Annotated in this window: 22 protein-coding genes; 15 read left to right on the top strand and 7 right to left on the bottom strand. The window is 69.4% G+C overall.

From position 1 onward, the window contains the following. Window positions 1-28: 28 nt before the first annotated feature. Complete coding sequence (locus tag DW298_RS09650) at window positions 29-571, top strand: hypothetical protein (RefSeq protein ID WP_136042212.1); 543 nt, start codon at window positions 29-31, stop codon at window positions 569-571. Between the two features lie 108 nt (window positions 572-679). Here DW298_RS09650 and helR read toward each other — a convergent pair whose 3' ends face one another. Beyond that, window positions 680-2,812 carry an RNA polymerase recycling motor ATPase HelR gene (gene helR, locus DW298_RS09645; protein ID WP_136042211.1) on the bottom strand — a complete coding sequence of 711 codons (2,133 nt, stop codon included), beginning with the start codon at window positions 2,810-2,812 and terminating at the stop codon, window positions 680-682. A 164-nt stretch (window positions 2,813-2,976) separates the two neighbouring features. Here helR and DW298_RS09640 point away from each other — a divergent pair, with 164 nt between their 5' ends. From DW298_RS09640 to DW298_RS09625, 4 genes are all read left to right on the top strand, one after another. Further along, a complete protein-coding gene (locus tag DW298_RS09640) occupies window positions 2,977-3,561 on the top strand; it encodes an NADPH-dependent FMN reductase (RefSeq protein ID WP_136042210.1) in 585 nt (194 codons plus the stop codon). Window positions 3,562-3,593: 32 nt separating this feature from the next. After that, window positions 3,594-3,809, top strand: a complete 216-nt coding sequence (locus tag DW298_RS09635) for a hypothetical protein (protein WP_136042209.1) — start codon at window positions 3,594-3,596, stop codon at window positions 3,807-3,809. A gap of 139 nt (window positions 3,810-3,948) precedes the next feature. After that, the gene (locus DW298_RS09630) at window positions 3,949-4,323 is read left to right on the top strand and encodes a DUF2255 family protein (protein ID WP_136042208.1); all 375 of its coding nucleotides are present in this window, start codon (window positions 3,949-3,951) and stop codon (window positions 4,321-4,323) included. Between the two features lie 284 nt (window positions 4,324-4,607). Continuing rightward, window positions 4,608-4,991: a hypothetical protein gene (locus DW298_RS09625; protein WP_136042207.1), complete on the top strand. Its 384-nt coding sequence runs from the start codon at window positions 4,608-4,610 to the stop codon at window positions 4,989-4,991. A gap of 31 nt (window positions 4,992-5,022) precedes the next feature. Here the strand turns inward: DW298_RS09625 and DW298_RS09620 are convergent, their stop codons facing one another. The 3 genes from DW298_RS09620 to DW298_RS09610 are packed head-to-tail and all read right to left on the bottom strand — an operon-like array spanning window position 5,023 to window position 10,807. Further along, complete coding sequence (locus DW298_RS09620) at window positions 5,023-8,490, bottom strand: error-prone DNA polymerase (RefSeq protein ID WP_136042206.1); 3,468 nt, start codon at window positions 8,488-8,490, stop codon at window positions 5,023-5,025. Beyond that, window positions 8,490-10,028, bottom strand: a complete 1,539-nt coding sequence (locus DW298_RS09615) for a DNA polymerase Y family protein (protein ID WP_136042205.1) — start codon at window positions 10,026-10,028, stop codon at window positions 8,490-8,492. Before DW298_RS09615 ends, DW298_RS09620 begins: the two co-directional genes overlap by 1 nt. Beyond that, window positions 10,025-10,807, bottom strand: a complete 783-nt coding sequence (locus tag DW298_RS09610; RefSeq protein ID WP_136042204.1) for a hypothetical protein — start codon at window positions 10,805-10,807, stop codon at window positions 10,025-10,027. The genes DW298_RS09615 and DW298_RS09610 overlap by 4 nt, the downstream gene beginning before the upstream one ends. A 132-nt stretch (window positions 10,808-10,939) precedes the next feature. On the opposite strand from DW298_RS09610, the gene DW298_RS09605 reads away from it, so the two are divergent. The 6 genes from DW298_RS09605 (at window position 10,940) to DW298_RS09580 (ending at window position 15,337) form a co-directional block, all read left to right on the top strand. Beyond that, window positions 10,940-11,410, top strand: coding sequence for an A24 family peptidase (locus DW298_RS09605; protein ID WP_136042203.1), 471 nt, complete (start codon window positions 10,940-10,942; stop codon window positions 11,408-11,410). A gap of 51 nt (window positions 11,411-11,461) precedes the next feature. Further along, window positions 11,462-11,677, top strand: coding sequence for a response regulator (locus DW298_RS09600; RefSeq protein ID WP_136042202.1), 216 nt, complete (start codon window positions 11,462-11,464; stop codon window positions 11,675-11,677). Then, window positions 11,670-12,284 (top strand): CYTH domain-containing protein, encoded by a 615-nt coding sequence (locus DW298_RS09595; protein ID WP_136042201.1) that lies wholly within the window; start codon window positions 11,670-11,672, stop codon window positions 12,282-12,284. The genes DW298_RS09600 and DW298_RS09595 overlap by 8 nt, the downstream gene beginning before the upstream one ends. Before the next feature lie 62 nt (window positions 12,285-12,346). Next, window positions 12,347-13,507: a type III polyketide synthase gene (locus tag DW298_RS09590; RefSeq protein ID WP_136042200.1), complete on the top strand. Its 1,161-nt coding sequence runs from the start codon at window positions 12,347-12,349 to the stop codon at window positions 13,505-13,507. Then, window positions 13,504-14,229 carry a methyltransferase domain-containing protein gene (locus tag DW298_RS09585; protein WP_275087553.1) on the top strand — a complete coding sequence of 242 codons (726 nt, stop codon included), beginning with the start codon at window positions 13,504-13,506 and terminating at the stop codon, window positions 14,227-14,229. The genes DW298_RS09590 and DW298_RS09585 overlap by 4 nt, the downstream gene beginning before the upstream one ends. Beyond that, complete coding sequence (locus DW298_RS09580) at window positions 14,216-15,337, top strand: NAD(P)/FAD-dependent oxidoreductase (protein ID WP_136042198.1); 1,122 nt, start codon at window positions 14,216-14,218, stop codon at window positions 15,335-15,337. Before DW298_RS09585 ends, DW298_RS09580 begins: the two co-directional genes overlap by 14 nt. Window positions 15,338-15,436: 99 nt before the next feature. Here the strand turns inward: DW298_RS09580 and lpdA are convergent, their stop codons facing one another. Then, complete coding sequence (gene lpdA / locus DW298_RS09575; RefSeq protein ID WP_136042197.1) at window positions 15,437-16,834, bottom strand: dihydrolipoyl dehydrogenase; 1,398 nt, start codon at window positions 16,832-16,834, stop codon at window positions 15,437-15,439. A gap of 9 nt (window positions 16,835-16,843) precedes the next feature. Beyond that, a complete protein-coding gene (locus tag DW298_RS09570) occupies window positions 16,844-17,494 on the bottom strand; it encodes a copper resistance CopC family protein (protein WP_136042196.1) in 651 nt (216 codons plus the stop codon). A 101-nt stretch (window positions 17,495-17,595) separates the two neighbouring features. Here DW298_RS09570 and DW298_RS09565 point away from each other — a divergent pair, with 101 nt between their 5' ends. From DW298_RS09565 to DW298_RS09555, 3 genes are all read left to right on the top strand, one after another. Beyond that, on the top strand, window positions 17,596-18,081 hold the full coding sequence (locus DW298_RS09565) for an FHA domain-containing protein (RefSeq protein WP_029261538.1): 486 nt from the start codon (window positions 17,596-17,598) through the stop codon (window positions 18,079-18,081). Further along, the gene (locus DW298_RS09560; RefSeq protein WP_136042195.1) at window positions 18,081-18,767 is read left to right on the top strand and encodes a MerR family transcriptional regulator; all 687 of its coding nucleotides are present in this window, start codon (window positions 18,081-18,083) and stop codon (window positions 18,765-18,767) included. Before DW298_RS09565 ends, DW298_RS09560 begins: the two co-directional genes overlap by 1 nt. A gap of 100 nt (window positions 18,768-18,867) precedes the next feature. Further along, window positions 18,868-19,413, top strand: a complete 546-nt coding sequence (locus DW298_RS09555; protein ID WP_136042194.1) for a MerR family transcriptional regulator — start codon at window positions 18,868-18,870, stop codon at window positions 19,411-19,413. A gap of 73 nt (window positions 19,414-19,486) precedes the next feature. On the opposite strand, the gene DW298_RS09550 is transcribed toward DW298_RS09555, so the two are convergent. Further along, window positions 19,487-20,299, bottom strand: coding sequence for a ParA family protein (locus tag DW298_RS09550; RefSeq protein ID WP_029261541.1), 813 nt, complete (start codon window positions 20,297-20,299; stop codon window positions 19,487-19,489). 93 nt (window positions 20,300-20,392) lie between these two features. Here DW298_RS09550 and DW298_RS09545 point away from each other — a divergent pair, with 93 nt between their 5' ends. Then, entirely contained in the window at window positions 20,393-23,800 is a 3,408-nt protein-coding gene (locus tag DW298_RS09545; protein WP_136042193.1) for a pyruvate carboxylase, read from the top strand. The last annotated feature ends 52 nt before the right edge of the window (window positions 23,801-23,852 follow it).

Genomic DNA, 23,852 nt, shown 5'->3' with positions numbered 1-23,852 from the left:
GCACGACCGAACAGGAGCCGTAGCGGGTATGAATGGGCAGCGAGCGGCGGCGGACGACGGGATCCTGCGCGTGCACCGGGCCTTGCGTTCGGGGTTCGGAACCGAGGCCGCCGTCTACGGCACGATCCTGGTCAGCGGTTTGGTGGCCGTGTCTTCGGCGCACGGGGAGACCTCGCTGGCGGTGCTCTTCACGGTCGCCGTCACCGTGCTGGTTTTCTGGGGCGCGCATGTCTATGCCGGCACTGTGGCGCGGGTCAGCGATCGCGATGAACGGGAACAGGGTGAGCGCGTGGGCGTCCGTGCGGCGTTCGCGGCATCGGTGAAGCACTCCCTGGGCATGCTCAGCTCGGCGACGGTGCCCGCGGTGTTCCTGCTGGCGGGCACGACCCGCATCATGCCGGACGGCCTCGCGAACGATCTCGCTCTCTGGTCGGGCGTCGTCATCCTCGCCTTCCTCGGGTACGTCGCCTTCCTCCGGCGGGGGAGCTCGCTTCTCGTGCGTATTCTCGGAGCCCTGGGGACGGCGTCCTTCGGGCTCGTGTTCGTGGTGCTCAAGGCGCTCGTGCACTGAGCGTGCGTCGTCGCCGCGGGCGCATGGGCCGCTGAAGCTCATCCGAAGCCCCGCTGAGTCTGCGCAGGTCCGGAGTCGTTGCACCGACTGCGGCAAGACCTGCTCATTTCACCGCAGGATGACCAACTCACGAGTGGTCCTGGTCATGGCGACATAGCGGTCGACCGCGCCCGTCACGCCGTCACCGAACTGCTCGGGCCGCACGAGGGCGACCAGGTCGAACTCGAGTCCCTTCGCGCCCTCGGGGGTCAATGACCGCACCCGCTCCCTGGGCGCGAAGCCCGGGTCCCCGATCACACAGGCCACGCCGTCGGGATGCGTGTCGAGCCAGGCGCCGAGCACGTCCGGAAGCGATGCGGCATCGCCGAACCGCACGGGAACCCCGCTCTCGCGCACCGACGTCGGCACGTTGGCGTCCGGGATCGCCGCGAGCACGAGGGGCGCCGCCGTCGCCATCACCTCCGCGGGTGTCCGATAGTTCACGCCGAGGTGGGTGATCCGCACGTCGCGCAGACCGATGCGCGTGAGCCTCTCCTCCCAGGTCTCGGTGAATCCGTGCCGAGCCTGTGCGCGGTCGCCGACGACGGTGAAGCTGCGCGAGGGACAGCGGGCGACGAGCATCCGCCATTCCGCATCCGTCAGCTCCTGCGCTTCGTCGACGACGATGTGCCCGAAGGGGCCGGCCAGCTCGTCGGGCGTGACCGCCGGGGGAGCATCGACGCCGACCAGCACGTTCCGCGCATCCTGACCGCGCAGGATCGACATCACCTTCATCTCGCTGTCGTCGTCTTCGATCAGGTGGTCGACGACGTGGGAGATCTGTTCCTGCGCTGAGGCGATCACCGCCTGGCGACGGTGTTCCTCGCGCACGGACTCCGGGTCGCCGATGCGGCGCCGGGCGGCATCCAGGAACGGAAGGTCCGCCGTGGTCCACGGCGCCGATTCGTCCCTTTTCAGCAGCGCGATGTCGTCCGCGGAGAGCTGAGGCGCGCACCTCCGCAGCAGATCGGGCGAGCTCCACATCCGCCCCACGACGGTGGTCGGGGACAGCAGCGGCCACGCGCGCACGAACGTCCCGGTGAGGTCGTCGTCCTGACGCAGCCAGCGCCGGATCGCGTGCGGTGGCACCTCGTGATCGTCCACCTGTTCGACGAGGAGTTCCACGATCTCCTCCCAGACCTCGTCGCGAGCCTCGTTGTGCGATGCCGCGGGGTCGGCGCCGGTGAACACCTCGGCCCACTCCTCGCGGCTCAGCCAGAGATCGGCCCAGGGCGATTCCAGACGCATGGCGTGCTGCGGAGGGCGCTCGAAGGTCCGGGCCACGGCGTCCAGCATCGCGTCAGGAGAAAGCGAGGCTTTCACCGCGGCGACTCGTGGATCCGGCTCCTCGACGGCGGTCGCGCCTTCGGGCACGAGGTCGCGCAGGGTGCACAGCCGCACCGTGTCCTCGCCGAGACTCGGCAGCACGTCTTCGACGTAGGCGAGATAGTGCGCGTTCGGCCCGACGAGCAGCATGCCCCCGGCGCTCTGGGTCAGTCGCGGCTCCGCATACAGGAGGTGCGCGGCCCGGTGCAGCGCGACGACCGTCTTTCCGGTGCCGGGGCCACCGTCGACGACGAGAGTGCCGGGGGAGGGAGTGCGGATGATCGCATCCTGGTCGGCCTGGATCGTCGCGAGCACGTCGCGCATCCGTGACGTGCGGTGCGTGCCGAGGCTGGCGATGAAGGCGGACTGGTCATCGAGGGAGGCCGCGCCATCGAACCCCGCCGGGGTGAGCGCCTCGTCCCAGTAGTCGCGGATACGAGCGTCCGTCCACCGGTACCGTCGACGCGAGACGATGCCGCGAGGGTCCTCCATGGTCGCGGCGAAGTACGGTTCCGCCGCCGGAGTCCGCCAGTCGACGAGCAGCCGGGTGCCGTCCGCCGCAGCCAGACCCGTGCGGCCGATGTAGATCGGGTCGCCCTCGGTCGGCGTCATCCTGCCCAGGCAGATGTCGATGCCGAAGCGCTCCAGGATCCGGAGCCTCCCGCTCAGCCTGCGGATCTCCAGGTCGCGGTCCACGGCGGTGTCCCCGAAGCCGGCGCGCTGGCGGCGCACCTCGGTGAGGCGGCGGGTGACCTCGGCGCGCTGCTCCTCCAGGGTGTCGGCGATCCGCCGGAGATGCGCGCGGTCGGCGTCGAGGAGGGCAGGGGTGGCTTTCGCGTGCAGATTCTCGGGCAGATCGAAGGGGTCGAAAGGCATGGGTCTCCTTCACGCGCGAGGGCCGGATCGCACGAGCGAGGGTCGATTCTGCCGCAGGGAGGGGGCCTTGCGGCAAGCCCCCATCCCGGAGATATCCTGGAAATGGAAGGACGCGGGGATCACGCTGACGCATCCGACCGGACGCCCTCCCTGCGGAGCACACCATGACGCATCGCATCGGCTATGTCATCGGAAGCCTCGCGCACGACTCGATCAACCGTGTCCTCGCGAAAGCGCTCGTGGGGCTGGCGCCGCACAGCCTCGAACTTGTCGAGATCCCGATCCGCGATCTCCCGCTCTACAACCGCGACGACGAGCTCGATCCGGTCGCCGCGGTGACCGAGTTCAAGCGTGCCATCGAGGGATCCGAGGGGCTGCTGCTGGTGTCGCCCGAGTACAACCGCTCCATCCCCGGAGCGTTGAAGAACGCGATCGACTGGGGCTCCCGCCCCTGGGGTCACAACTCCTTCGCCCGTAAGCCCACCGGCATCATCGGCGCGTCCACCGGCGCCATCGGCACCGCCGTCATGCAGTCGTCGATGCGCAGCGTGCTGAGCTTCCTCAACGCTCCGCAGCTCAATGCCCCGGAGGCGTACATCACGTTCGATCCCGAGGTCTTCGGCGCGGACGGCGAGGTGAAGGATGCCGGCACGCGGGATTTCCTCCAGCACTACATGAACGAGTACGCCGCGTTCGTCGAGCGGGTGCTGTCCCTCACCGCGCCGGGGCACGTGGGGGATCAGGGCTAGTCAGACCGACGGAGCCGCCCGAAGGGCATCGCATGTCTCTGAATCATGATCCGATCGACGCGGTGAAGCCGGACGCCGACCTGCACGAGCAATCCCGCCCCGAGGTCGAGGAGCCGGAAGACCCGGAAGTCGCGGTGGCCGCGCCGGGTCCTGGTCCGCTGGACGTCGATCTGGCCGACGCCGATTCAGCGGACGCCGTGGACCAACGGACCGAGGTGCCTCTCGACGAAGAGCGTCGCGAGGAGTGACCCCCGCTCCGGCGACGGGGAATAGCCGACGGTGGGCTCGGGGTTGACGCCATCGGAGGCGCTCGTCGGCCGCACCACGACACGGCCGATCCGCGATCTTGCGAGCCGCGCCTCGACGGGACTCAGGAGGAGTGGGCAGATGACGATGTGGAACGCCGACGAGTTGGCCGCGATCGCCGCGGCGGAGATGTTCGATCTCTCCGCGCAGCTCGACGACGGGACGATGCCGAAGACCGTGGGGATCTGGGCGGTCGCCGTGGACGGCCGCCTGTTCGTGCGCTCGTACACGGGACTGGAAGGCAAGTGGTACGCCCCGGCACTCGCCAGTCTGCGCGGTCGGGTGTCGGCCGGTGGTGTCACGAAGGACGTCCGCTTCGAGCGCGTGACCGATGAGGCGACGAACGCGGCCATCGATGCCGAGTACCTCGCCAAGTACACCCCGAGCCCCTACGCCCCCGAGATGGGACAGGAGCCGGTGCGGTCGAACACCCTCGAGGTGATCCCGCTCGACTGAGCGTGCGCCGGATCGGCGGCTCGACGGGGGTATGCCCTCCCGAACGATCCGCCCCAGACGGTACCGTCGAGAGGGCTGACCGTCCTTCCCGGACGGTTGGGGAGGCGGCGAAGATCTCGCTGCGCTCTCGGCTGATCTCCCCAGATCTCAGCCTGTAGCCCCCGCTACGTGAGCAGAGTACCGCTTAATCGCCTTGTCCGCCATTTGGGGGACAAAGAAATTTACGAATGTTGCGCATTCCGGTCTCCTGTTGTCTTCCTGTCGGCGATGTTTAGGGTGGACTCATGGACAGACTGCTCGTTCTCACCGCTCAGGTCGCCATCGCCCACGGCCACCGGATCGAGGTGACCGAGCAGGTCGATCCGCTCACCGATGAACCCGTGGTCCTCGCTCTCGTCGACCTCGACACCGGCGTCCGGTACCGCCGCGCAGAGGAGCCGAGCGGTGACGTCTCGCGCTGGATCGGCCGGGTGCTGGAGTGCACGGTGACCATCGGAGGACCCCGAGCGCACACCACCCTGCTGGTCGACCCCATCGGGCCCGGAGCGACGGGCGCCAAACGTGCCCTCCGCGGGGCCGACGCGGCCGCCGACGCCGCGAAGGCGGAAGCCGACCGATGGAGTGGCGCCGATCGGCCCCCGGTGGAGGAGCCCGAGCGCTTCTGGTGAGTCGGGGGCGGCGAGCCGAGAAGTGCCGCCGTCAGCGGAAGTCCCTGGACCGGTGCGTGAGCCCGGTGCGCAGATCCTCGAAACCGTCGGCGAGCACATTGACCACTCCCTCGGCCGACCGCTCCAGGATGCCGCGGATGATGAGCGCCGGTGATTCCCGGGCGACGCGGCGGTAACGGTTCCAGACCCCGGCCGAGCAGACGATGTTCACCAGTCCGCTCTCGTCCTCGAGGTTCACGAAGGTGATCCCTGACGCGGTCGCCGGTCGCTGGCGATGGGTCACGAGGCCGGCGACCTCGATACGGCGACCGGCCTCATGGCCCTGCAGATCTGCGGCGGTGAGCACCCCGCGGGTGCGCAGTGCCTCCCGGAAGTGCGCCATCGGATGATCATCGGTCGAGACCCCGGTCGCCCAGAGATCCGCCGAGAGCCGCTCGTAGCTGGTCTGATCGGTGAACAGGGGCGGTTGCACGGCGACGGTGGTCCCCGGAAGGAAGCGGGAGCGGTCGTCCGCTGCGGCGCCGGCGAGCCAGATGGCCTCTCGGCGCTCCAGCCCCAGGCAGTCGAAGGCACCGGCGGTGGCGAGTGCCTCCAGCTGTGCGGCGGTGGCATCCGTCCGACGCACCAGATCGTGCAGGTCACGGTACCGCCCGTGCGCCTCGCGCTCGGCGACGATCCTCTCCGCCATCGGCACGCCGATCCCGCGGATGCCGCTGAGGCCCAGTCGCACCGCGGATCCGCCGTCCCGCCGATGTGCCGCGGACTCGTCGGGAGCCTCCCTGTCGAAGCGGAGGGTGGGCGGTTGCGGATCGTCGAGGCAGTCCTCCCGGCCGGTCGGCCCGTGCGAGGACGCGCCCTCGTCGAGAGGCTCCAGCATCTCCGTCGCCCCGGAGACGTGCAGATCGGGGCGGCGGACCTCCACCCCGTGCCGTCGGGCGTCCGCGGTGAGGGTCGCCGCGGAGTAGAAGCCCATCGGCTGCGAGCGCAGCAGGCCGGCGAGGAACGCTGCGGGGTAGTGCAGTTTCAACCAGGAGCTGGCGTAGACGAGCAGGGCGAACGACAGGGAGTGCGACTCCGCGAAGCCGAAGTTCGAGAATGCCTGGATCTGGGCGTAGATGCGATCGGCCGCCTCGTCGGTGAGCCCGCGCCTGGCCATGCCGGCGTAGAGCTTGTCCCTGACCTTCTCGATCTTCTCCAGACCGCGTTTCGACCCCATCGCCCGGCGCAGCAGGTCGGCCTCATCGGCCGTGCAGTCGCCGATGGCCGTCGCCATCTGGATGAGCTGCTCCTGGAAGATCGGGATGCCCAGCGTGCGCTTGAGGATGTCCTCCAGATCGCTGTGCGGGTAGGGGATCGTGAAGTCCACGGGCTCCTCGCCCCGGGCCAGGCGCTTCCGGTTCTCCTCGTCGACACGATCCTTCGCCATCTTGCGTCGCACGAAGGGGTGCACGGCCCCTCCCTGGATGGGGCCGGGACGGATGAGCGCGATCTGGATGGCGAGGTCGTAGAAGCAGCGGGGCTGCAGGCGGGGGAGCAGGCCGATCTGCGCGCGGGACTCCACCTGGAAGACCCCGATCGAATCCGCTCGGCAGAGCATGTCGTACACCCCCGGCTCCTCCTTGGGGATGCGCTCCAGCGTCCACTCCTCGCCGGTGTTCTCCCGGATCAGGTCGAAGCAGTGCTGCAGGGCGGCGAGCATCCCGAGGCCCAGCAGGTCGAACTTCACCAGGCCCATGAAGGCGGAGTCGTCCTTGTCCCACTGGATGACGGTGCGGTTCTCCATGCGGGCATGCTCCACCGGCACGACTTCGCCGACCGGGCGCGCGGTGAGCACCATGCCGCCGGAGTGGATGCCGAGGTGGCGGGGTGCCTTCAGCAGCTCACCGGCGTAGGCGAGCACGTTCTCCGGGATGTCGTGACCCTCGACGGGCTCGAGCCCCACGCCCCAGCCGTCGACCTGGCGGGACCAGGCATCCTGCTGTCCGGGGGAATGACCGAGCGCCCTCGCCATGTCGCGCACCGCGTTCTTCGGCCGGTACTGGATGACGTTCGCCACCTGGGCCGCGCGTTCCCTCCCGTACTCCCGATACACCCACTGGATGATCTCCTCACGGCGGTCGGAGTCGAAGTCCACGTCGATGTCCGGCTCCTCCGTCCGCGTCGTCGCCAGGAACCTCTCGAAGGGGAGGCGATAGAGGATCGGGTCGACCGCGGTGATCCCGAGCAGGTAGCAGACCGCGCTCGCCGCGGCCGATCCCCGACCCTGGCAGAGGATGCCGCGTCTGCGCGCCTCGGCGACGATGCCGTGCACGATCAGGAAGTACCCCGGGAAGTCCTTCTCCTCGATCACATCCAGCTCGCGTTCGATCCGACGGTGGCCGGCGTCGTTCAGCCGGGGGTACTTCGACGGCACGGCCTCCCAGACCAGGTGACGCAGCCAGCTCATGGGCGTGTGCCCCTCCGGGACCTCCTGCTGGGGGAGCGCTGGCCGGGCGAGGCGCAGCGGGAAGGCGGATGCCGCCGCCAGTTCGAGCCCGTAGGAGATCGCTCCGGGATAGCGCTGGAAGCGCGCGGACATCTCGGCTCCGCTGCGCAGATGCGCGCCGCCGTGTGCAGGCAGCCAGCCGTCGAGCTCATCCATGCTGCGCACCGCGCGGACCGCGGCCACGGCTTCGGCGAGCGGTGCCTGTGCGGGGGTGGCGTAGTGCACGTTGTTGGTCGCGACCACCGGCAGCCGCATCCGACGGGCGTGGTCGGCGAGGGCGTCGTTGCGGCGGGTGTCCAGCGGATCTCCGTGGTCGAAGAGCTCGACGGCGACGTGGTCGGCTCCGAACAGGTCGATGAGGGAGCGCAGCGGAGTGGCCGCGTCTCCGGCCTCGAGCCCGCGGCGCACCGCGCCCTTGCGGCATCCGGTCAGGATCGTCCAGTGCCCGCCCGCGCGTGCGGCGAGGTCGTCGAGGTCGTACACCGGACGCCCCTTCTCTCCGCCACGAAGCTGCGCCGCGGAGATCGCGCCCGAGAGCCGGTGGTAGCCCTCCATCCCGCGGGCGAGAACGAGCAGGTGCTCACCGGCAGGATCGGCGGAACCCCGTTGCGGTGCGGGCAGGTCGAGTGACAGCTCGGCGCCGAACACGGTCTGCAGCGGGCTCTCCATGAGGTCTGCCACCTCGGCGAACCGTGCGGCGCCGTAGAAGCCGTCGTGGTCGGTGAGGGCGAGCGCGGTCAGGCCGAGGCGGTCGGCCTCGGCGAGGAGATCCTCGGGGGAGGAGGCGCCGTCGAGGAACGAGTACGAGGAGTGGGCGTGCAGCTCGGCATAGGGGACCGCATCCTCGGGGCGCGCGGTGGCGGTGGGAGGAGTGCGCTTGCGGCGCCGACTCACCGGTCCTGGGTCCGTCCGCTGGCTGCGCGGTTCGGCGCCGAGAGGGGCCGGGGGCGACTCCTCGCCGCTGAGGGTGCGCTCCAGGTCGTTCCAGGAGAGGGGCGGATTGTGCCAGCCCATCAGCGATACCTCCCCTCGACCCACCAGCGCTCGCCGGTGTGGAAGACCAGCCAGGCACGGTCGTGATCGTCGACGATCTGCAGCCGGTGCCCACGTTTGCCGCCGCCGGATGCCCAGCGGCGCTCGTGGATGGGCCAGGGGCCGGCCCACGCCTGCACGGTCGCCCCGTCGATGCGGGCGGGATCGCTCGAGAGCGTCCCGCGCTCGTCGATGGTGATCGTGGTCTCGTCCGCCGCCAGCACCCCGATCGGACGCGGGGGGCGGAACACCTCTGCCGGGAGCGGATCGGGCAGGCTCCCCGGCCAGGGCGATTCCGGGTCGCGAGGGGCGACCGTGCGCTCACCCCAGGGCGTCAGCACCTGGCGATCGGCGAGCCACCGGCCGCCGGACACCGCGGCGGTGAGCACGCCCTGATGCCCCAGCATGGTCTGCACGCGGGAGACCGCGTGGTGCAGGCGCTCGTCGGTGCCGGATCCGAAGAGGCCCGGCTGGTGATGGGCGGCGTCGTCCACGGCGGCGGGGACGATGCGTACCGCCATGATGCCGCCGAACGCTCGTGCCTCATCGACCGGTTCCTTCGCCGACTGTGCGGCCAGGGCCTCCAGCTGCCAGCGCACCCGATCCACGAGGTCGGAGGCATCGAAGCAGGTCGGATGCAACCAGGACCGGGAGAAGACCACGCCGTTGTCGTCGGTCAGATCGATGCGCACCTCCGTGCACACGACCGAGGCGTCACCGAGCGCGAGCATGACCGCATCCGCCGTCTGCCGCACCGCGAAGGCGACCTGATCCGCTCCACCCAACGGCGAGTCGAACTCGATGTCCCGAACGAGTTCCGGGTCGGGGGGACGCGGTGTCAGCGGGCGGGAGTCGGCGCCGGCGGCGAGCGCGTGCAGGCGCGCACCGTGTTCGCCGAAGCGGTCGCGCACGTCGAGCGGGGCGAGCGCGGTGAACTCGCCGAGGGTGCGCACTCCGAGTCGGACGAGGAGGCCGGCGATCTGCTCGTCGCGCAGCACCTGCACGGGGAAGGGGGCCAGGAACTCCCGGGATCCGCCGGGCGGCACGACCGTGCAGGGTGTGGGCCCCCGCGCGGCGATCTCGGCGGTGAACGGGCCGTCCGCGACGCCGATGCGCACCTCGGGGAAGCCGGCCTCCGCGAGGACGGCGGTGAGCGCCTCGGCTGCTTCCGCCTCTCCGCCGTGATAGCGGGAGATGCCCCGGGCGCGGACGATCGCGAGTCCGGGTCGCAGCAGGGTGACCCCTGGCGCCTGCTTCTCGATGAGGTGCAGCACGGGGAGGAAGGCGCGCTCGTCGCGGTCGGGGTCGTGGGGGAGCACGCGCAGCGAGGAGAGGTGGCCCTGGGCGACGCGGCGGCGCTGACCGGTGCGCACGCCGTGCTCTCGGGCGGAGGCGGTGCAGGCGACGATCGTGTTCGCCTGCACCAGGGCGGTGGGCAGGTGCGGAGGCGGGCTGCCGAGCGCGGCACGCAGGGGCCAGTCGGGGAACCACAGCACGAGCACGCGGAGCGGGCTGTTCATCCGGCTTCCGCCCATCGCAGGAGCTCCGGGGGAGCAGCCTCTCCCTGCCCGGCGATGTCAGGGGAGAGGGAGGGCAGCGCGGTGAGCTCGGTCGCGACCGTCTCGACGGCGCCGTGGCCTCCCGGCAGTCGCACGTGGACGCTCGACGGGCGAGAGGTGTGCCGGGTCTGCGCGGTCACGGTCACGGTGCAGTCGGAGAGCAGCCCCCAGCCGGCGCCGAGGCCGTGCCAGTGCGGGTCGTGAAGGCGTATCGTCCCCTCGCTCTGCGGCCAGCGTCCGGTGCCGGGTGTCTCGGTGACCAGGAGTGTGCACCCGCGATCGCGCAGGCGGGCGCTCAGGCGGGAGACGTCGGCATCCCGTGCCCGCGTGGCGGGGTTCACGACGATCAGGGGCACGACCTCGGCCAGCGCGGAGGTCGCCGCGAGCCAGCGCTCTCCCGGGTCGGGGACGAGGATCAGCCGGGCGAGATCGATGCCGAATGCGGCTGCCGCTTCGACGCCGAGGGTCGGCATGCCGACGACGGCGCACCAGTGCCCCTTCTGGGACGCGGTACTGAGCAGTGCGAGCACCAGGCTCGGCGAGGGGGAGACGGTGTAGGAGGTTCCGGTCTGCAGCCCTTCCTCGGGAAGGAGTGCGGAGAAGGCGGGGTCGAGGGGGATCAGCGTATGCTCGCTGCGCCGGCGCTGCATCCGGCTGATCTCACGGCGCAGTCGCAGCACTTCTCCCGCGCGGGAGTCGCTCGCCGGTGAGAGCGAAGCCAGTGCATCGAGACCGATCACCCTGCATCCTTTCTCGAAGATATATTCTAATATACCAAGTCGTGTGGATGACGATAGTTCGTACATCGGACATCGGCAGGAGTTCTCCACAGGCCACCGGCGTCTGGACCGCGGATCTCCTAACCTGCGCCTATGGACCCGCGACTCGCACTCATCTCACTCGTGCACGTCATGCTGGCGGGCGTCGGCGCATGGCTGATCGTGATCGACGCGCGCACCCACCGCCTCCCGAATCCCATCGTGCTGCCGACGCTCGCCGTGCTGATCCTGCTCGCAGCTCTCGACGCGCTGGTCACGGGGCAGGGCATCGCGTTCCTCCGCGCCCTCCTCGGCATGGTGATCCTGGGTGGCTTCTACGCCGTGCTGCGCGGGATCAGCCGTGCCGGGATGGGCGGCGGCGACGTGAAGCTCGCCGCGGTCATCGGGTTCGTGCTGGGCTGGCACGGCTGGCAGTCGCTCGCGATCGGCGCCGCCTCGGCCTTCGTGCTCGGGGCGTTGTACGCACTCGTGCTCATCCTCCTGCGCCGAGCGCACGGTGCCACCCGCATCGCCTTCGGCCCGTGGATGATCGCGGGTGCTCTCCTCGGTGTCGTCCTGGGCTGAATCCGCCGGGTCTCGCACGGATAGTCCGATGTCGGGGCTACCCTGAAGCACATGGCACTTGCACGGCTTCACGGCGGCCCGCTCGACGGGCAGATCATCCCCCTCGGCGACGCGGACGACAAGCTGATCGTCCCCTACAGCGAGACGCAGGTGGTGTACAACCGCCGCAGCGAACCGCAGAACACCGGCCCGACCGATGGGCCGACCGAGGTCGACTACTGGTTCGAAGAGTCTCTCGAGGATCTGACTCTCAACGACGATGACTGAACCGTCCCGCACGGTCGAGGTCGAGCGCAAGTACGACGTCGACGGCGAGACCCCGCTGCCGGTCTGGGAGGCCATCCCCGGGGTCGACACCGTCACCGCCGGGGAGGCCCGGGCGCTCGACGCGCAGTACTTCGACACCGCCGACGGAGATCTCGCCCGTGCCGGGGTGGCGCTGCGCCGTCGCACCGGCGGTCCGGACGAGGGCTGGCACGTGAAGGGACCGCGACAGGGCGACGGCCGTCTCGAACTCGGCTGGCCGCTCGGTGAGGGCGATGCGCTGCCCGCGGCCGTGGCCGAGACCGTGTCCGCATGGACGACCGCTCCGCTCACCCCGCTCGCCCGCATCCGGAACGACCGCACCGCCTACCTCCTCACGGGCCCAGCCGGGGTCGTGGCCGAGTTCGTCGACGACCGGGTGCAGGCGACGGATCTCCGGGGCGATGTGCAGCGCGAATGGCGGGAGTGGGAGATGGAACTCGGTCCCGCAGCTCCGGCCGACGACGGCGCGCGCGCCGCCTTCTTCGATGCCGTGGAGCGTGCCGTCCTGGCCGCGGGAGGCCGGGAATCGGCATCCGGTTCCAAGCTCGCCCGCGCCCTCGGCTTCTAGTCAGACGCAGGGCCGAACGCAACCCCTTCCCCCGGGGCGACACCGCATGCTTGAGTGACAGCATGAGTCGACCGCCTGTGCTCCGATCGCTGCAGACGATCGTCCCCGACACCGTTCTCGTCCAGGAGCAGGTGCGCGACGTCTTCGCCCAGCAGCCCGACCTCGGGCGTTTGGCACAGCGGATCGTCACGACGTCGTTCAACGTCTCGGGCATCGACCGCCGCCACACCGTGATCGACGAGCTGTCGCTCGATTCCGACGTGCCCGAGCCCGTCTTCTTCGACCGGCGTTCCGGAGAGCTGCTGGCTCCGGGCACCAAGGCACGTAACGACATCTACACCCGCGAGGCTGCGAAGCTCTTCGTCGACGTCGCACGGAAGGCCCTGGATGCCGACCCCGAGATCGGCCCGGAGGATGTGACGCACGTCATCACGGTGTCCTGCACCGGGTTCCACGCCCCCGGCCCGGAGTACGAGATCGTGCGCGCACTCGGGCTGTCCGACGCCGTCCAGCGCTTCCATCTCGGGTTCATGGGCTGCTACGCGTCCATGCCGGCGCTGCGGGCGGCGAGTCAGTTCTGCATCGCGGACGAGAACGCGGTGGTCCTGGTCGTCAGCGTCGAACTCTGCACCCTGCATCTGCGCTCCTCGGAGAACCCTGACACGATCGTCGCCTCCTCCCTGTTCGCCGACGGCGCCGCGGCCGGCATCGTCACGGCCCGGGACCTTGCGTCGGCCTCTCCCGCCCTGCGGTTGGACCGCTTCCACACGGCCATCGCGCCGGAGGGCGAGAAGGACATGGCCTGGACGATCGGCGACAGCGGTTTCGAGATGATCCTCTCCACCGCCGTTCCGCAGATCATCGGGGAGACCATCATCGGCGCACTCCGACCGCTGTACTCCGCTGATGCGGAGATGGCCGAGGCGTTCGAGGCGGGGCGGGTGGGGGAGAAGGTCGAGCACTGGGCGATCCACCCCGGCGGTCGCAGCATCCTGGACCGGGTGCAGGAGCGGATGCACCTCAGCGACGCGCAGCTGCACCCCGCTCGCGAAGTCCTGCGCGAGAACGGGAACATGTCCAGTGCGACCGTGCTCTTCGTCCTCAAGCGCATCCTGGAGGAGGAAGAGGCTGCAGCGGGCGAACGCGTCGCCGCGATGGCCTTCGGCCCGGGGCTGACGGCCGAGAGCGCGCTGTTCACCGTCGTCGCTCCCTCTGCCTCGTGAGGGCAGTCCTGGCGGTCAGGGACGTCGACACCCCTGAGCTGATGGACGACACGCACGCCGATGCACGGATGCTCGCACGGACCTACGGACGTTTCGGCTTCGTGAATGCGCTGGTCTCCCGTCCTGGCACGCTCTATCGTCGCGACATCCGGCCGCGCGCGGAGCGGTCGGGGCGACTGCGCATCCTCGATGTCGGTGCCGGCGGGGGAGACCTCTGCCGCCTGCTCGCCGGGCGGCTGCGTCACGACGGGCTCGACGCCGAGATCACCGCTCTCGACGCCGACGAGCGCGCGATCCGATGGGCCTCGGCGCACGACCGCGGGGCCGGCATCCGCTACCGACGCGCGCTGACCACCGAGTTGGTCGACGCCGGCGACACCTACGACGTCGTGCTGTCGAACCACGTGCTGCACCACCTGGACGCGGACGAGCTCCAGACGGTGCTCAGCGACTCGGTGCGACTCGTCGCGCCGAACGGGCTGGTGTCCCACCACGACATCGCCCGGAGCCGGGCCGCTCACGTGCTGTTCGCCGCCGCGACCTGGCCGATCTCTCGAACCCTCCTCGCCGATTCGTTCATCCGCGAGGACGGACTCATCAGCATCCGACGCTCGTACACGGCCGCCGAGCTGACGGCGATCGCTCCGACCGGGTGGACCGTCCGCGGGGGACTGCCCTCGCGACTGGAGCTGCGGTGGGAGGAAGGCAGTGCCCGATCATGACGTGCTGATCGTGGGAGCAGGCCCCGTCGGTCTGCTCCTGGCGTGTCTGCTGCTGCAGGACGGGTTGCGCGTGGTGGTCTGCGAGCGGCAGACGGATGCCGACGCTCGGACCAGAGCGATCGGCATCCATCGGCCGGGGCTGGATGCTCTCGATGCGGTCGGCATCGGCACGGACGTCCGGTCCGAAGCGCTGCGGCTCGACGGTGGAGAGGTACGCAGCCGCCGACGGACACTCGCGACGCTGACCTTCGCGCCGGACCGTCCCGTCCTGATCCTCCCGCAGCCGCGGACGAGCGCGCTGCTCCGAGCCCGCGTGCAGGCACTCTCGCCGGACGCGTTGATCTCCGGATGCACCGTGCGGACTCTCCGGCAGGACGCGGACGCCGTGGTGGTGGCGGCGGAGACCGTCGGAGGTCCCCGCGAGCACACGGCGTCGATGGTGGTCGTCGCCGATGGCGTGCGGAGCCGTCTCCGCGACGATCTCGGCGTCGGGTGGCGGCGTCGTCCGGGACACGCGTCGTACTCGATGATCGACATCGACGACCACAGAGCGGGGGACCGTGCGGTGCTGCACTGCGAACCCGCAGGTCTCGTCGAGTCCTTTCCGCTCCCCGGCGGACGCAGGCGATGGGTGGTCCGCCACGGCGTGGGAGAGGACCTGCACCACGCCGATGCCTTCCGCAGGGCGATCGAGGCGCGGACCGGGCTCGGCATCGAGTTCCCGCCCGACGCGGAGCCGACCTCCTTCGTCGCCGCGCAGCACCGAGCGACACGGCTGACCAGGGGCCGGGTCGTGCTCCTCGGGGATGCCGCGCATGAGATCAGTCCGATCGGCGGGCAGGGGATGAACCTGGGCTGGGTGGACGCCCGACGTCTCGCGTCCGAGCTCGTGCGGTCGCTGCCGCATCGGATGCCGGAGCTGGCGAGGTTCGAGTGGCACGTGCTGCGCTCCGCCTCGCGCGCACAGCGTCGCTCGGCGTTCTACATGTCGATGGGTGCTCCGGCGCCGATGCCCGTGGTCCGCGGCAGGGAGCTGCTGATGCGCGTGCTCGGCGCGCCGCCGGTCCGGGGCTGGACGGCCGGGCTCCTCACGATGCGCGGCCTCTGACGCACGACCCCCTCACGATGCGCGGACTCTGACGCTCGTGCCGCTGACGCACGAAGGCCCGGTCCGCATTGCGCGGGACCGGGCCTTCGAGAGGGTGGATCAGAAGTTGATCATGTGGCCGGCGAGGCCGTGGAAGCCCTCCTGCAGCGCCTCCGACAGCGTCGGGTGCGTGTGCACGTTGCGGGCCAGTTCGAGCGCCGTGAGGTCCCACTTCTGGGCCAGCGTGAGCTCCGGCAGCAGCTCGGACACGTCCGGGCCGATCATGTGGGCGCCGATGAGCTCGAGGTGCTCGGCGTCGGCGATCAGCTTGACGAAGCCGACCGGCTCGCCCAGGCCGTGCGCCTTGCCGTTCGCCATGAACGGGAACGTCGCGACCTTGATCTCGCGTCCCTCATCCTTGGCCTGCTGCTCGGTGAGACCGAACGAGGCGACCTGCGGCGAGCAGAACGTCGCGCGCGGCATCATCCGGTAGTCGCCCAGCGTCTGCGTCTCGGCGCCGCCGATGGTCTCGGCCGCGACCACGCCCTGCGCCTCGGCCACGTGGGCGAGCTGCAGCTTGGCGGTCACGTCGCCGATGGCGTAGATGCCTTCGACGTTGGTGCGCATGTGGTCATCGATGTCGATCGCGCCGCGCTCGGTCAGCTTGACACCGGTCGCCTCGAGTCCGAAGCCCTCGATGTTCGGGGCGAAGCCGACCGACATGAGCACCTTGTCGGCCTCGATCGACGACTGCTGCCCGTCCTTGCCGGTGTAGGAGACGGTCACGGACGAGCCGTTGTCGACGACCGACTCGACCTTGGTGGAGGTGAGGATGTCGACGCCGTAGTTCTTGTACTGCTTCGTGATCTCCTTCGACACGTCGGCATCCTCGTTGGGGAGTGCGCGGTCGAGGAACTCGATGATCGTGACCTTGACGCCGTAGTTCGTCATCACGTAGGCGAACTCCATGCCGATGGCACCGGCGCCGACGATGACGATGGACTTCGGGAGCTCACGGCTGAGGATCTGCTCCTCGTAGGTCACGACGTTGTCGCTGAGCTGCACTCCGGGGAGCAGGCGGACCTTGGAGCCGGTCGCGATGATCGCGTTGTCGAAGGTGACCTCTTCGGTGGTGCCGTCGGCCTTGGCGACGGAGATCGCCTTCGGACCGGTGAAGGTGCCGCGACCGTCGTACTCGGTCACCTTGTTCTTCTTCATCAGGAAGTGGATGCCCTTGACGCGACCGTCGGCCACGACACGGCTGCGGTCGAACGCCTTGCCGTAGTCGATCGTGAACTCACCCGAGATGCCGAAGAAATCGGCCTTGTGGTTGAGCGTGTGTGCGAGCTCCGCGTTCTTCAGAAGAGCCTTGGAGGGGATGCAGCCGACGTTGAGGCAGACACCGCCCCAGTACTTCTCCTCGATGATGGCGGTGGAGAGACCGAGCTGCGCGCTGCGAACCGCAGCGACGTATCCGCCAGGACCTGCACCAAGGATGACGACGTCGTAGTGTGGCATGCCTTAAGCCTATCGCTCCGTCGGGGCGTCGGAACCGGACGCGGAACCGCCACGGCGACGGCTCAGGACGATCCAGATGACCACGCCGGCGACCACCAGGACAGCGACGATCGCAAGCACCCAGACCCACGGCGATCCGTCCGCGGTGTCGTCGGAATCCGCTGCCGGGGTCGCGGTCGCCTCGGGTGCTGCGGTCTGCTCGGCCGTCGGCGCCGCGGTGGTGGGGGCGGCAGTGGGTTCCTCGGTCGGTGTCGCGTCGTCTCCGACGGTCACGGTGAAGGAGTACTCGCCGGAGGTGGGGTGGCCGTCGCTGGAGACGACCTTCCAGATGACGTGATAGTCGCCGGCGGGCCCCGAGCCCTGCAGCGGCTGTGTCACGATCGCGCCGTCGACGGTCGCTGCGCCATCGGAGACCGAGGAGCCGTCGGGGGCGGTGACGACGACCTCGGTCGCGCCCTCGCCGTCGATGAGCTTCGCGCTGAAGGTGAGCGTCAGCTCTTCCGGCACGGTCTCGACCGACTCATCGGCGGCCGGAGACGACGATACGAGCGCGTCGTGCGCGGAGGCGGAGACCGGGGAGAAGAGAACGAGGAACGCGGCGAGCAGTGTCACGGCGAGGGTGATCGGGGCGGCCGGATGGCGCAGAGCTTTGATCTTCACGAGTCCACCCTATGAATCCGCGGTATGTGATGGCTGAGTATGCAAGCTGCCTCCCGCGAGCGCCTCGGCATCCGTTAGTCTGGAAAACCAAGGAGGGCACTGTGACTGACAGCGACAGCCGACCGGCCGGAGAAGCCGCGATCCACCGTTCCGGTGAGCAGAGACACGACGTGACGCAGACGTTCGGGCACGATTCCGACCTGTCTTTCGTGCCGTTCGGAGTGGAACTCACCGACGTGGAGCAGAGTGCGATCAGCGCCCTGCCCGCAGGATCGGCGTTGCTGCTGGTCCGTTCCGGCGCTCTCGCCGGTGCCCGCTACCTCCTCGACACCGACGTGACCACGGTCGGCCGTCACCCCGAGGCCGACATCTTCTTCGACGACGTCACCGTGTCCCGTCGTCACGCGGAGATCACCCGCACCGGGTCGACGTTCGAGATCATCGACCAACGCTCGCTCAACGGAACGTACGTCAACGGGGAGCGCGTCGACCGCAGCCCGCTGGTCGACGGCTCCGAACTGCGGGTCGGCAAGTTCCGCCTGAACTTCTTCGCCTCCCCTCGCGATCGCGCGGCGGCGAACGACTGATGGCGGCTACTCCCGCCCGCGAACGTTCCGCGTCCGCGGGCTTGCTGAGCATCGGCCAGGTCCTCGCTCGGCTCACACCGGAGTTCCCCGACCTCACCTCCAGCAAACTGCGCTTCCTCGAGGTGCAGGGCATCGTCAGCCCCTCTCGTACGGAATCCGGCTACCGCAAGTTCTCCGCGGCGGACATCGAGCGACTGCGTCTCGGACTCACTCTTCAGCGCGACCACTACCTTCCGTTGAGCGTGATCCGCGAGCAGCTCGACGAGGTCGATGCCGGCGGGGAGGCCGCTCCGCTCGCTCCGCCGCCCTCCATCGCGCCGGCGCCACGCCGATATCGACGCGATGAGCTGCTGGCTGCGGCCGGCGCGGGTCCGCAGCTGCTCAACGACGCGATCAGCACCGGCGTCATCGTCGCGCAGGAGAGCTACCCGGAGGCGACGGTCACGCTGCTGCGCGGTCTCGTCGCCCTCGACCGCCACGGCATCGAGCCCCGGCACCTGCGCTCGCTGCGTCAGGGAGCAGACCGCGAGGTCGCGCTCATCGAATCGGCGATGTCCGCGCTGCTGCGTCGGACGGATGCGCCGTCGCGGGCCAAGGCCAGTGAATTGGCGCCGGAATTGGCCGCGCGGATCGACGAAGTGCGCTCGCTCTTCGTGAAGGACGCGCTGTCGCGCGTGCTTTCGTAACGAACTGGTTGCGACACGCCTTCGCGGTCCCGCGGATGTGATTGCCGGTGCCCAGGCACTGCTCTACCGTGGAAGATAACCGTTCCAGGGAGGATTTCAGATGAATGCGGATGAGCTCGCAGCAGACCCGCGGTTCGTACCCGAACTCCTCTTCACGGACGGTCTTCCGGCCATGGACGACGAGGTCGGCTACCGCGGTGCGGTCGCCGCTCGTGCCGCCGGCATCACCTACCGTCAGCTGGACTACTGGGCGCGCACCGAGCTGGTGGAACCCACCGTTCGCGGAGCGAGCGGTTCCGGTTCGCAGCGCCTGTACGGATTCCGCGACATCCTCGTGCTCAAGCTCGTGAAGAGCCTTCTCGACACGGGCATCTCTCTGCAGCAGATCCGCACCGCCGTGGAAGAGCTGCGACGCGCGGGTATCCGCGATCTCGCCGGCACGACCCTCATGAGCGATGGCGCTTCGGTCTATCTGTGCACCTCGAACGATGAGGTCATCGACCTCGTGAGCCGAGGCCAGGGCGTCTTCGGCATCGCGGTCGGCAAGGTCCTCCGCGAGGTGGAGTCGACGCTCGTCGCGTTCGACGCGACCGCTCCGGATCCGGTCGACGAACTCTCGGCCCGCCGGACCAAGCGCTCCGCCTAGATCGCACGTCCCGTCATACAGAAAACGGCCGTCCTCGATGAGGATGGCCGTTTCGCTGTGCGCGTGGCGGGTGTCAGCTCTGCGGACCGCTCTCGGGAACGGCGATCCGTCCGGTGCGGATGATGCGATCGAGCAGCGAATCGAAGTCGGCGGCGAGCTCCTGTGCGGAATCACCGGGCCAGATGTGCAGCGGCTTGGCGGCACCTTGCGCCTGCTGCAGGGAGGTGCGCTCCGGGAGCTGCGGGGAGAGCACGAGGGGGCCGAACATGTCGCGCAGCTCTTTGATGCGGAACTGGTGCTCGATGGACTGCGGGCGCACGCGGTTCACGACGATGCCGAGCGGCTGCAGCCGGGGAGAGAGGCCGCGACGGATCTCCTCGATCGCGCGAAGCGCACGGTCGGCTGCGGCGACCGAGAAGAGCCCGGGTTCTGTGACGACCATGACGCGATCACTCGCGGCCCAGGCCGTGCGGGTGAGGGCGTTCAGCGACGGCGCGCAGTCGACGAGCACGAGGTCGTAGTCGGCCTCGACGGAGGCGAGCGCTTCCTCGAGCTTCCAGACGTCGCGCACGCTCGGGTGCGGTCCGTCGAAGTTGATAGCGGAGGGGCTTCCGATCAGCACGTCGATGGTGCCGGGGTGGACCTTCGCCCAGCCGCTGGAGGTGATCGCCTGACGGACCACCTTCTCCTTCGGATTCGCCAGGACGTCGGCGATGTTGAGTCGTCCGGCCACCTGGATGTCCATCCCGGTGGAGACGTCGGACTGCGGATCGAGGTCGACGACGAGAGTCCGGACTCCTCGAGCGAAAGCCGCTGAGGCCAGCCCGAGTGTCACGGTCGTCTTGCCGACGCCTCCCTTGAGAGAGCTGACGCTGAGTACGTGCACGGACACCACGTTACCTTCCCCTAGGCTGAGGGAACACTCAGCCCCGCCCCATGCGCATCGAAAACGCTGCGCATCGAGCTTTCAGAGGTGTGCATGTTCCAGAAGATCCTTGTGGCGAATCGCGGCGAGATCGCGATCCGCGCATTCCGTGCGGCAGTCGAAGTGGGGGCGCGCACCGTCGCGGTCTTCCCGCATGAGGACCGCGGCTCGGTGCACCGGCTCAAGGCCGATGAGGCCTACGAGATCGGTGAACGCGGACATCCCGTCCGCGCGTACCTGAACGTCGACGAGATCATCCGTGTCGCTCTCGAGTCGGGTGCGGATGCGATCTACCCCGGGTACGGGTTCCTCTCGGAGAACCCTGAGCTGGCCGAGAAGGCCGCAGCCAACGGCATCGTCTTCATCGGACCTCCCTCCAACGTGTTGGAGATGGCGGGGAACAAGGTCGAGGCCAAGCGTCACGCGATCGAAGCCGGTGTACCCGTCCTCCGCTCCACCGAGGCCTCCGATGACGTCGATGCTCTCGTCGCCCAGGCCGAGGACATCGGATTCCCGCTGTTCGCCAAGGCGGTCGCGGGTGGTGGCGGACGCGGCATGCGCCGGGTCGAATCCTTCGGCGATCTCGCCCCCGCGCTGGCCGAGGCCATGCGCGAGGCGGCCAGCGCCTTCGGCGATGCCCGGATGTTCCTCGAGCAGGCGGTCGTGCGCCCCCGGCACATCGAGGTGCAGATCCTCGCGGACAAGACCGGCGAGACCGTGCACCTGTTCGAGCGCGACTGCTCGGTGCAGCGGCGTCACCAGAAGGTCGTGGAGATCGCTCCGGCGCCGAACCTCGACGACAGCGTCCGCACCGCGCTGCACGGATATGCGGTCGCGTTCGCACGGTCCATCGGCTACGAGAACGCCGGCACGGTGGAGTTCCTGCTCGAGACGGCGGGGGAGCGCACGGGCGAGGTCGTCTTCATCGAGATGAACCCGCGCATCCAGGTGGAGCACACGGTCACCGAGGAGGTCACCGACGTCGACCTCGTGCAGAGCCAGATGCGCATCGCGTCCGGTCAGACCCTCGCGGACCTCGGCCTGCAGCAGGAGAACCTGCATCTGCGGGGCGCGGCGCTGCAGTGCCGGATCACGACCGAGGACCCGACGCAGGGCTTCCGCCCCGACACCGGGAAGATCACGACCTACCGTTCGCCCGGCGGTGCAGGCATCCGTCTCGACGGCGGAACCGTCCACCAGGGCGCGCAGATCAGCCCGCACTTCGACTCCATGCTGGCGAAGCTGACCTGCCGTGGTCGCGACTTCCCCGCAGCCGTCGCCCGAGCACGTCGTGCGCTGGCGGAGTTCCGCATCCGCGGTGTCTCCACCAACATCCCCTTCCTGCAGGCTCTGCTGGAGGATGACGCGTTCATCGCGGGCGATGTGAGCACCTCGTTCATCGATGAGCGTCCCGAGCTTCTGCGCGGTCGGGTCTCGAAGGACCGCGGGACGAAGTACTTGAACTGGCTGGTCGACGTCACCGTCAACAAGCCGCACGGCGCCCACCCGGGTGTGATCGACCCCTCGTCGAAGCTGCCGACGGTCGATCTGACCGCGGAGCCGCCGGCAGGCTCTCGTCAGCGGCTCCTCGAACTCGGGCCGGAGGGCTTCGCCCGGAGCCTCCGCGAGCAGACCGCCCTGGCGATCACCGACACCACTTTCCGCGATGCGCACCAGTCCCTCCTGGCGACCCGGGTCCGCACGAAGGACCTCGTCGCCGCTGCTCCCTACCTGGCGCGGCTGACCCCCGGCCTGCTGTCCGTCGAGGCCTGGGGTGGTGCGACCTACGACGTCGCCCTGCGGTTCCTCGGCGAGGACCCGTGGGAACGTCTCGACAAGCTGCGTGCCGCTCTGCCGAACGTGGCGATCCAGATGCTCCTGCGCGGCCGCAACACGGTCGGCTACACGCCGTACCCGACAGCGGTCACCGAGGCGTTCGTCGCGGAGGCGGCCGCCAGTGGCGTCGACATCTTCCGCATCTTCGACGCGCTCAACGACGTCGAGCAGATGCGGCCGGCGATCGAAGCCGTCCGCAAGACCGGCACGGCCGTCGCCGAGGTGGCACTGTGCTACACCGGCGATCTGCTCGACCCCGCCGAAGACCTCTACACGCTCGACTACTACCTGAAGCTCGCCGACCAGATCGTCGAGGCGGGCGCGCACATCATCGCGATCAAGGACATGGCGGGTCTGCTGCGCCCGGCGGCCGCCGCGAAGCTCGTCGCGGCGCTGCGGGAGCGGTTCGACCTCCCGGTGCACCTGCACACGCACGACACCCCGGGCGGTCAGCTGGCCACGCTCCTCGCAGCCAGCGCCGTGGGCGTCGATGCGGTGGACGCGGCGTCGGCACCTCTGTCCGGAACCACGAGCCAGCCGTCCCTGTCTTCGCTCGTCGCCGCTCTCGCGCACACCGAGCGGGACAGCGGAATCCCGCTCGATGGAGTGTCCGATCTCGAGCCCTACTGGGAAGCGGTCCGTCGGACGTACGCGCCGTTCGAGTCGGGGCTTCCGGGGCCGACCGGACGCGTCTACCACCACGAGATCCCCGGCGGTCAGCTCTCGAACCTGCGTCAGCAGGCGAAGGCGCTGGGCCTGGCGGACGACTTCGAGCTCATCGAGGACATGTACGCGGCCGCCGACCGGATCCTTGGCCGCGTGCCGAAGGTGACCCCTTCGTCGAAGGTGGTCGGCGACCTGGCGCTCCACCTCGCCGCCGTGAAGGCGGATCCTGCCGATTTCGAGGCGAACCCGGAGAAGTACGACGTGCCGGATTCGGTCGTCGGCTTCATGGCGGGTGAGCTCGGTGATCTTCCCGGCGGGTGGCCGGAGCCCTTCCGTACCAAAGTTCTCGCCGGACGCTCGGTGCGACTCGGCCTCACGGAGATCACGTCGGAGGACGAGGCGGCACTCGCCGGCACCAGCGCCGAGCGACGGACACGATTGAACACCCTGCTGTTCCCCGGACCGAGCGCGGAATTCGCGGAGCGTCGTGAGCTGTTCGGCGATCTCTCGGTGCTCGACACCAGCGACTACCTCTACGGGTTGGTCGCCGGGCAGGAGCACATGATCGAGATCGATCGCGGAGTGCAGCTCTACGTCGGCATCGAAGCCATCGGTGAGGCGGACGACAAGGGCATGCGGACCGTCATGACGACGCTCAACGGCCAGCTTCGCCCCGTGTTCGTGCGAGATCGCGCGATCGCCGTCGATGCGCACGAGGTGGAGAAGGCGGACACCTCTGTCCCCGGGCAGGTCGCGGCTCCGTTCTCGGGCGTCGTCACCCTGAAGGCCGAGGTCGGAGCGACCGTTCGAGCCGGCGAGCCCGTCGCGTCGATCGAGGCGATGAAGATGGAAGCGGCCATCACCGCACCCGTCGACGGCATCATCGAACGCCATGCGATCGCCGAGACGCAGCAGGTGGACGCGGGAGATCTTTTGGTCGTGATCCGCCCCGCGCACTAATCTTGTGCGGGCGAGGCCTGCGCACTGTGTGTGCATCCCGAGGCCCGCGCAG

It is taken from the genome of Microbacterium sp. A20, assembly GCF_004794515.1.
Lineage (GTDB): Bacteria > Actinomycetota > Actinomycetes > Actinomycetales > Microbacteriaceae > Microbacterium.
The sequence above is the reverse complement of the archived record's forward strand: the minus strand, read 5'-3'. Positions and strand labels throughout refer to the sequence as shown.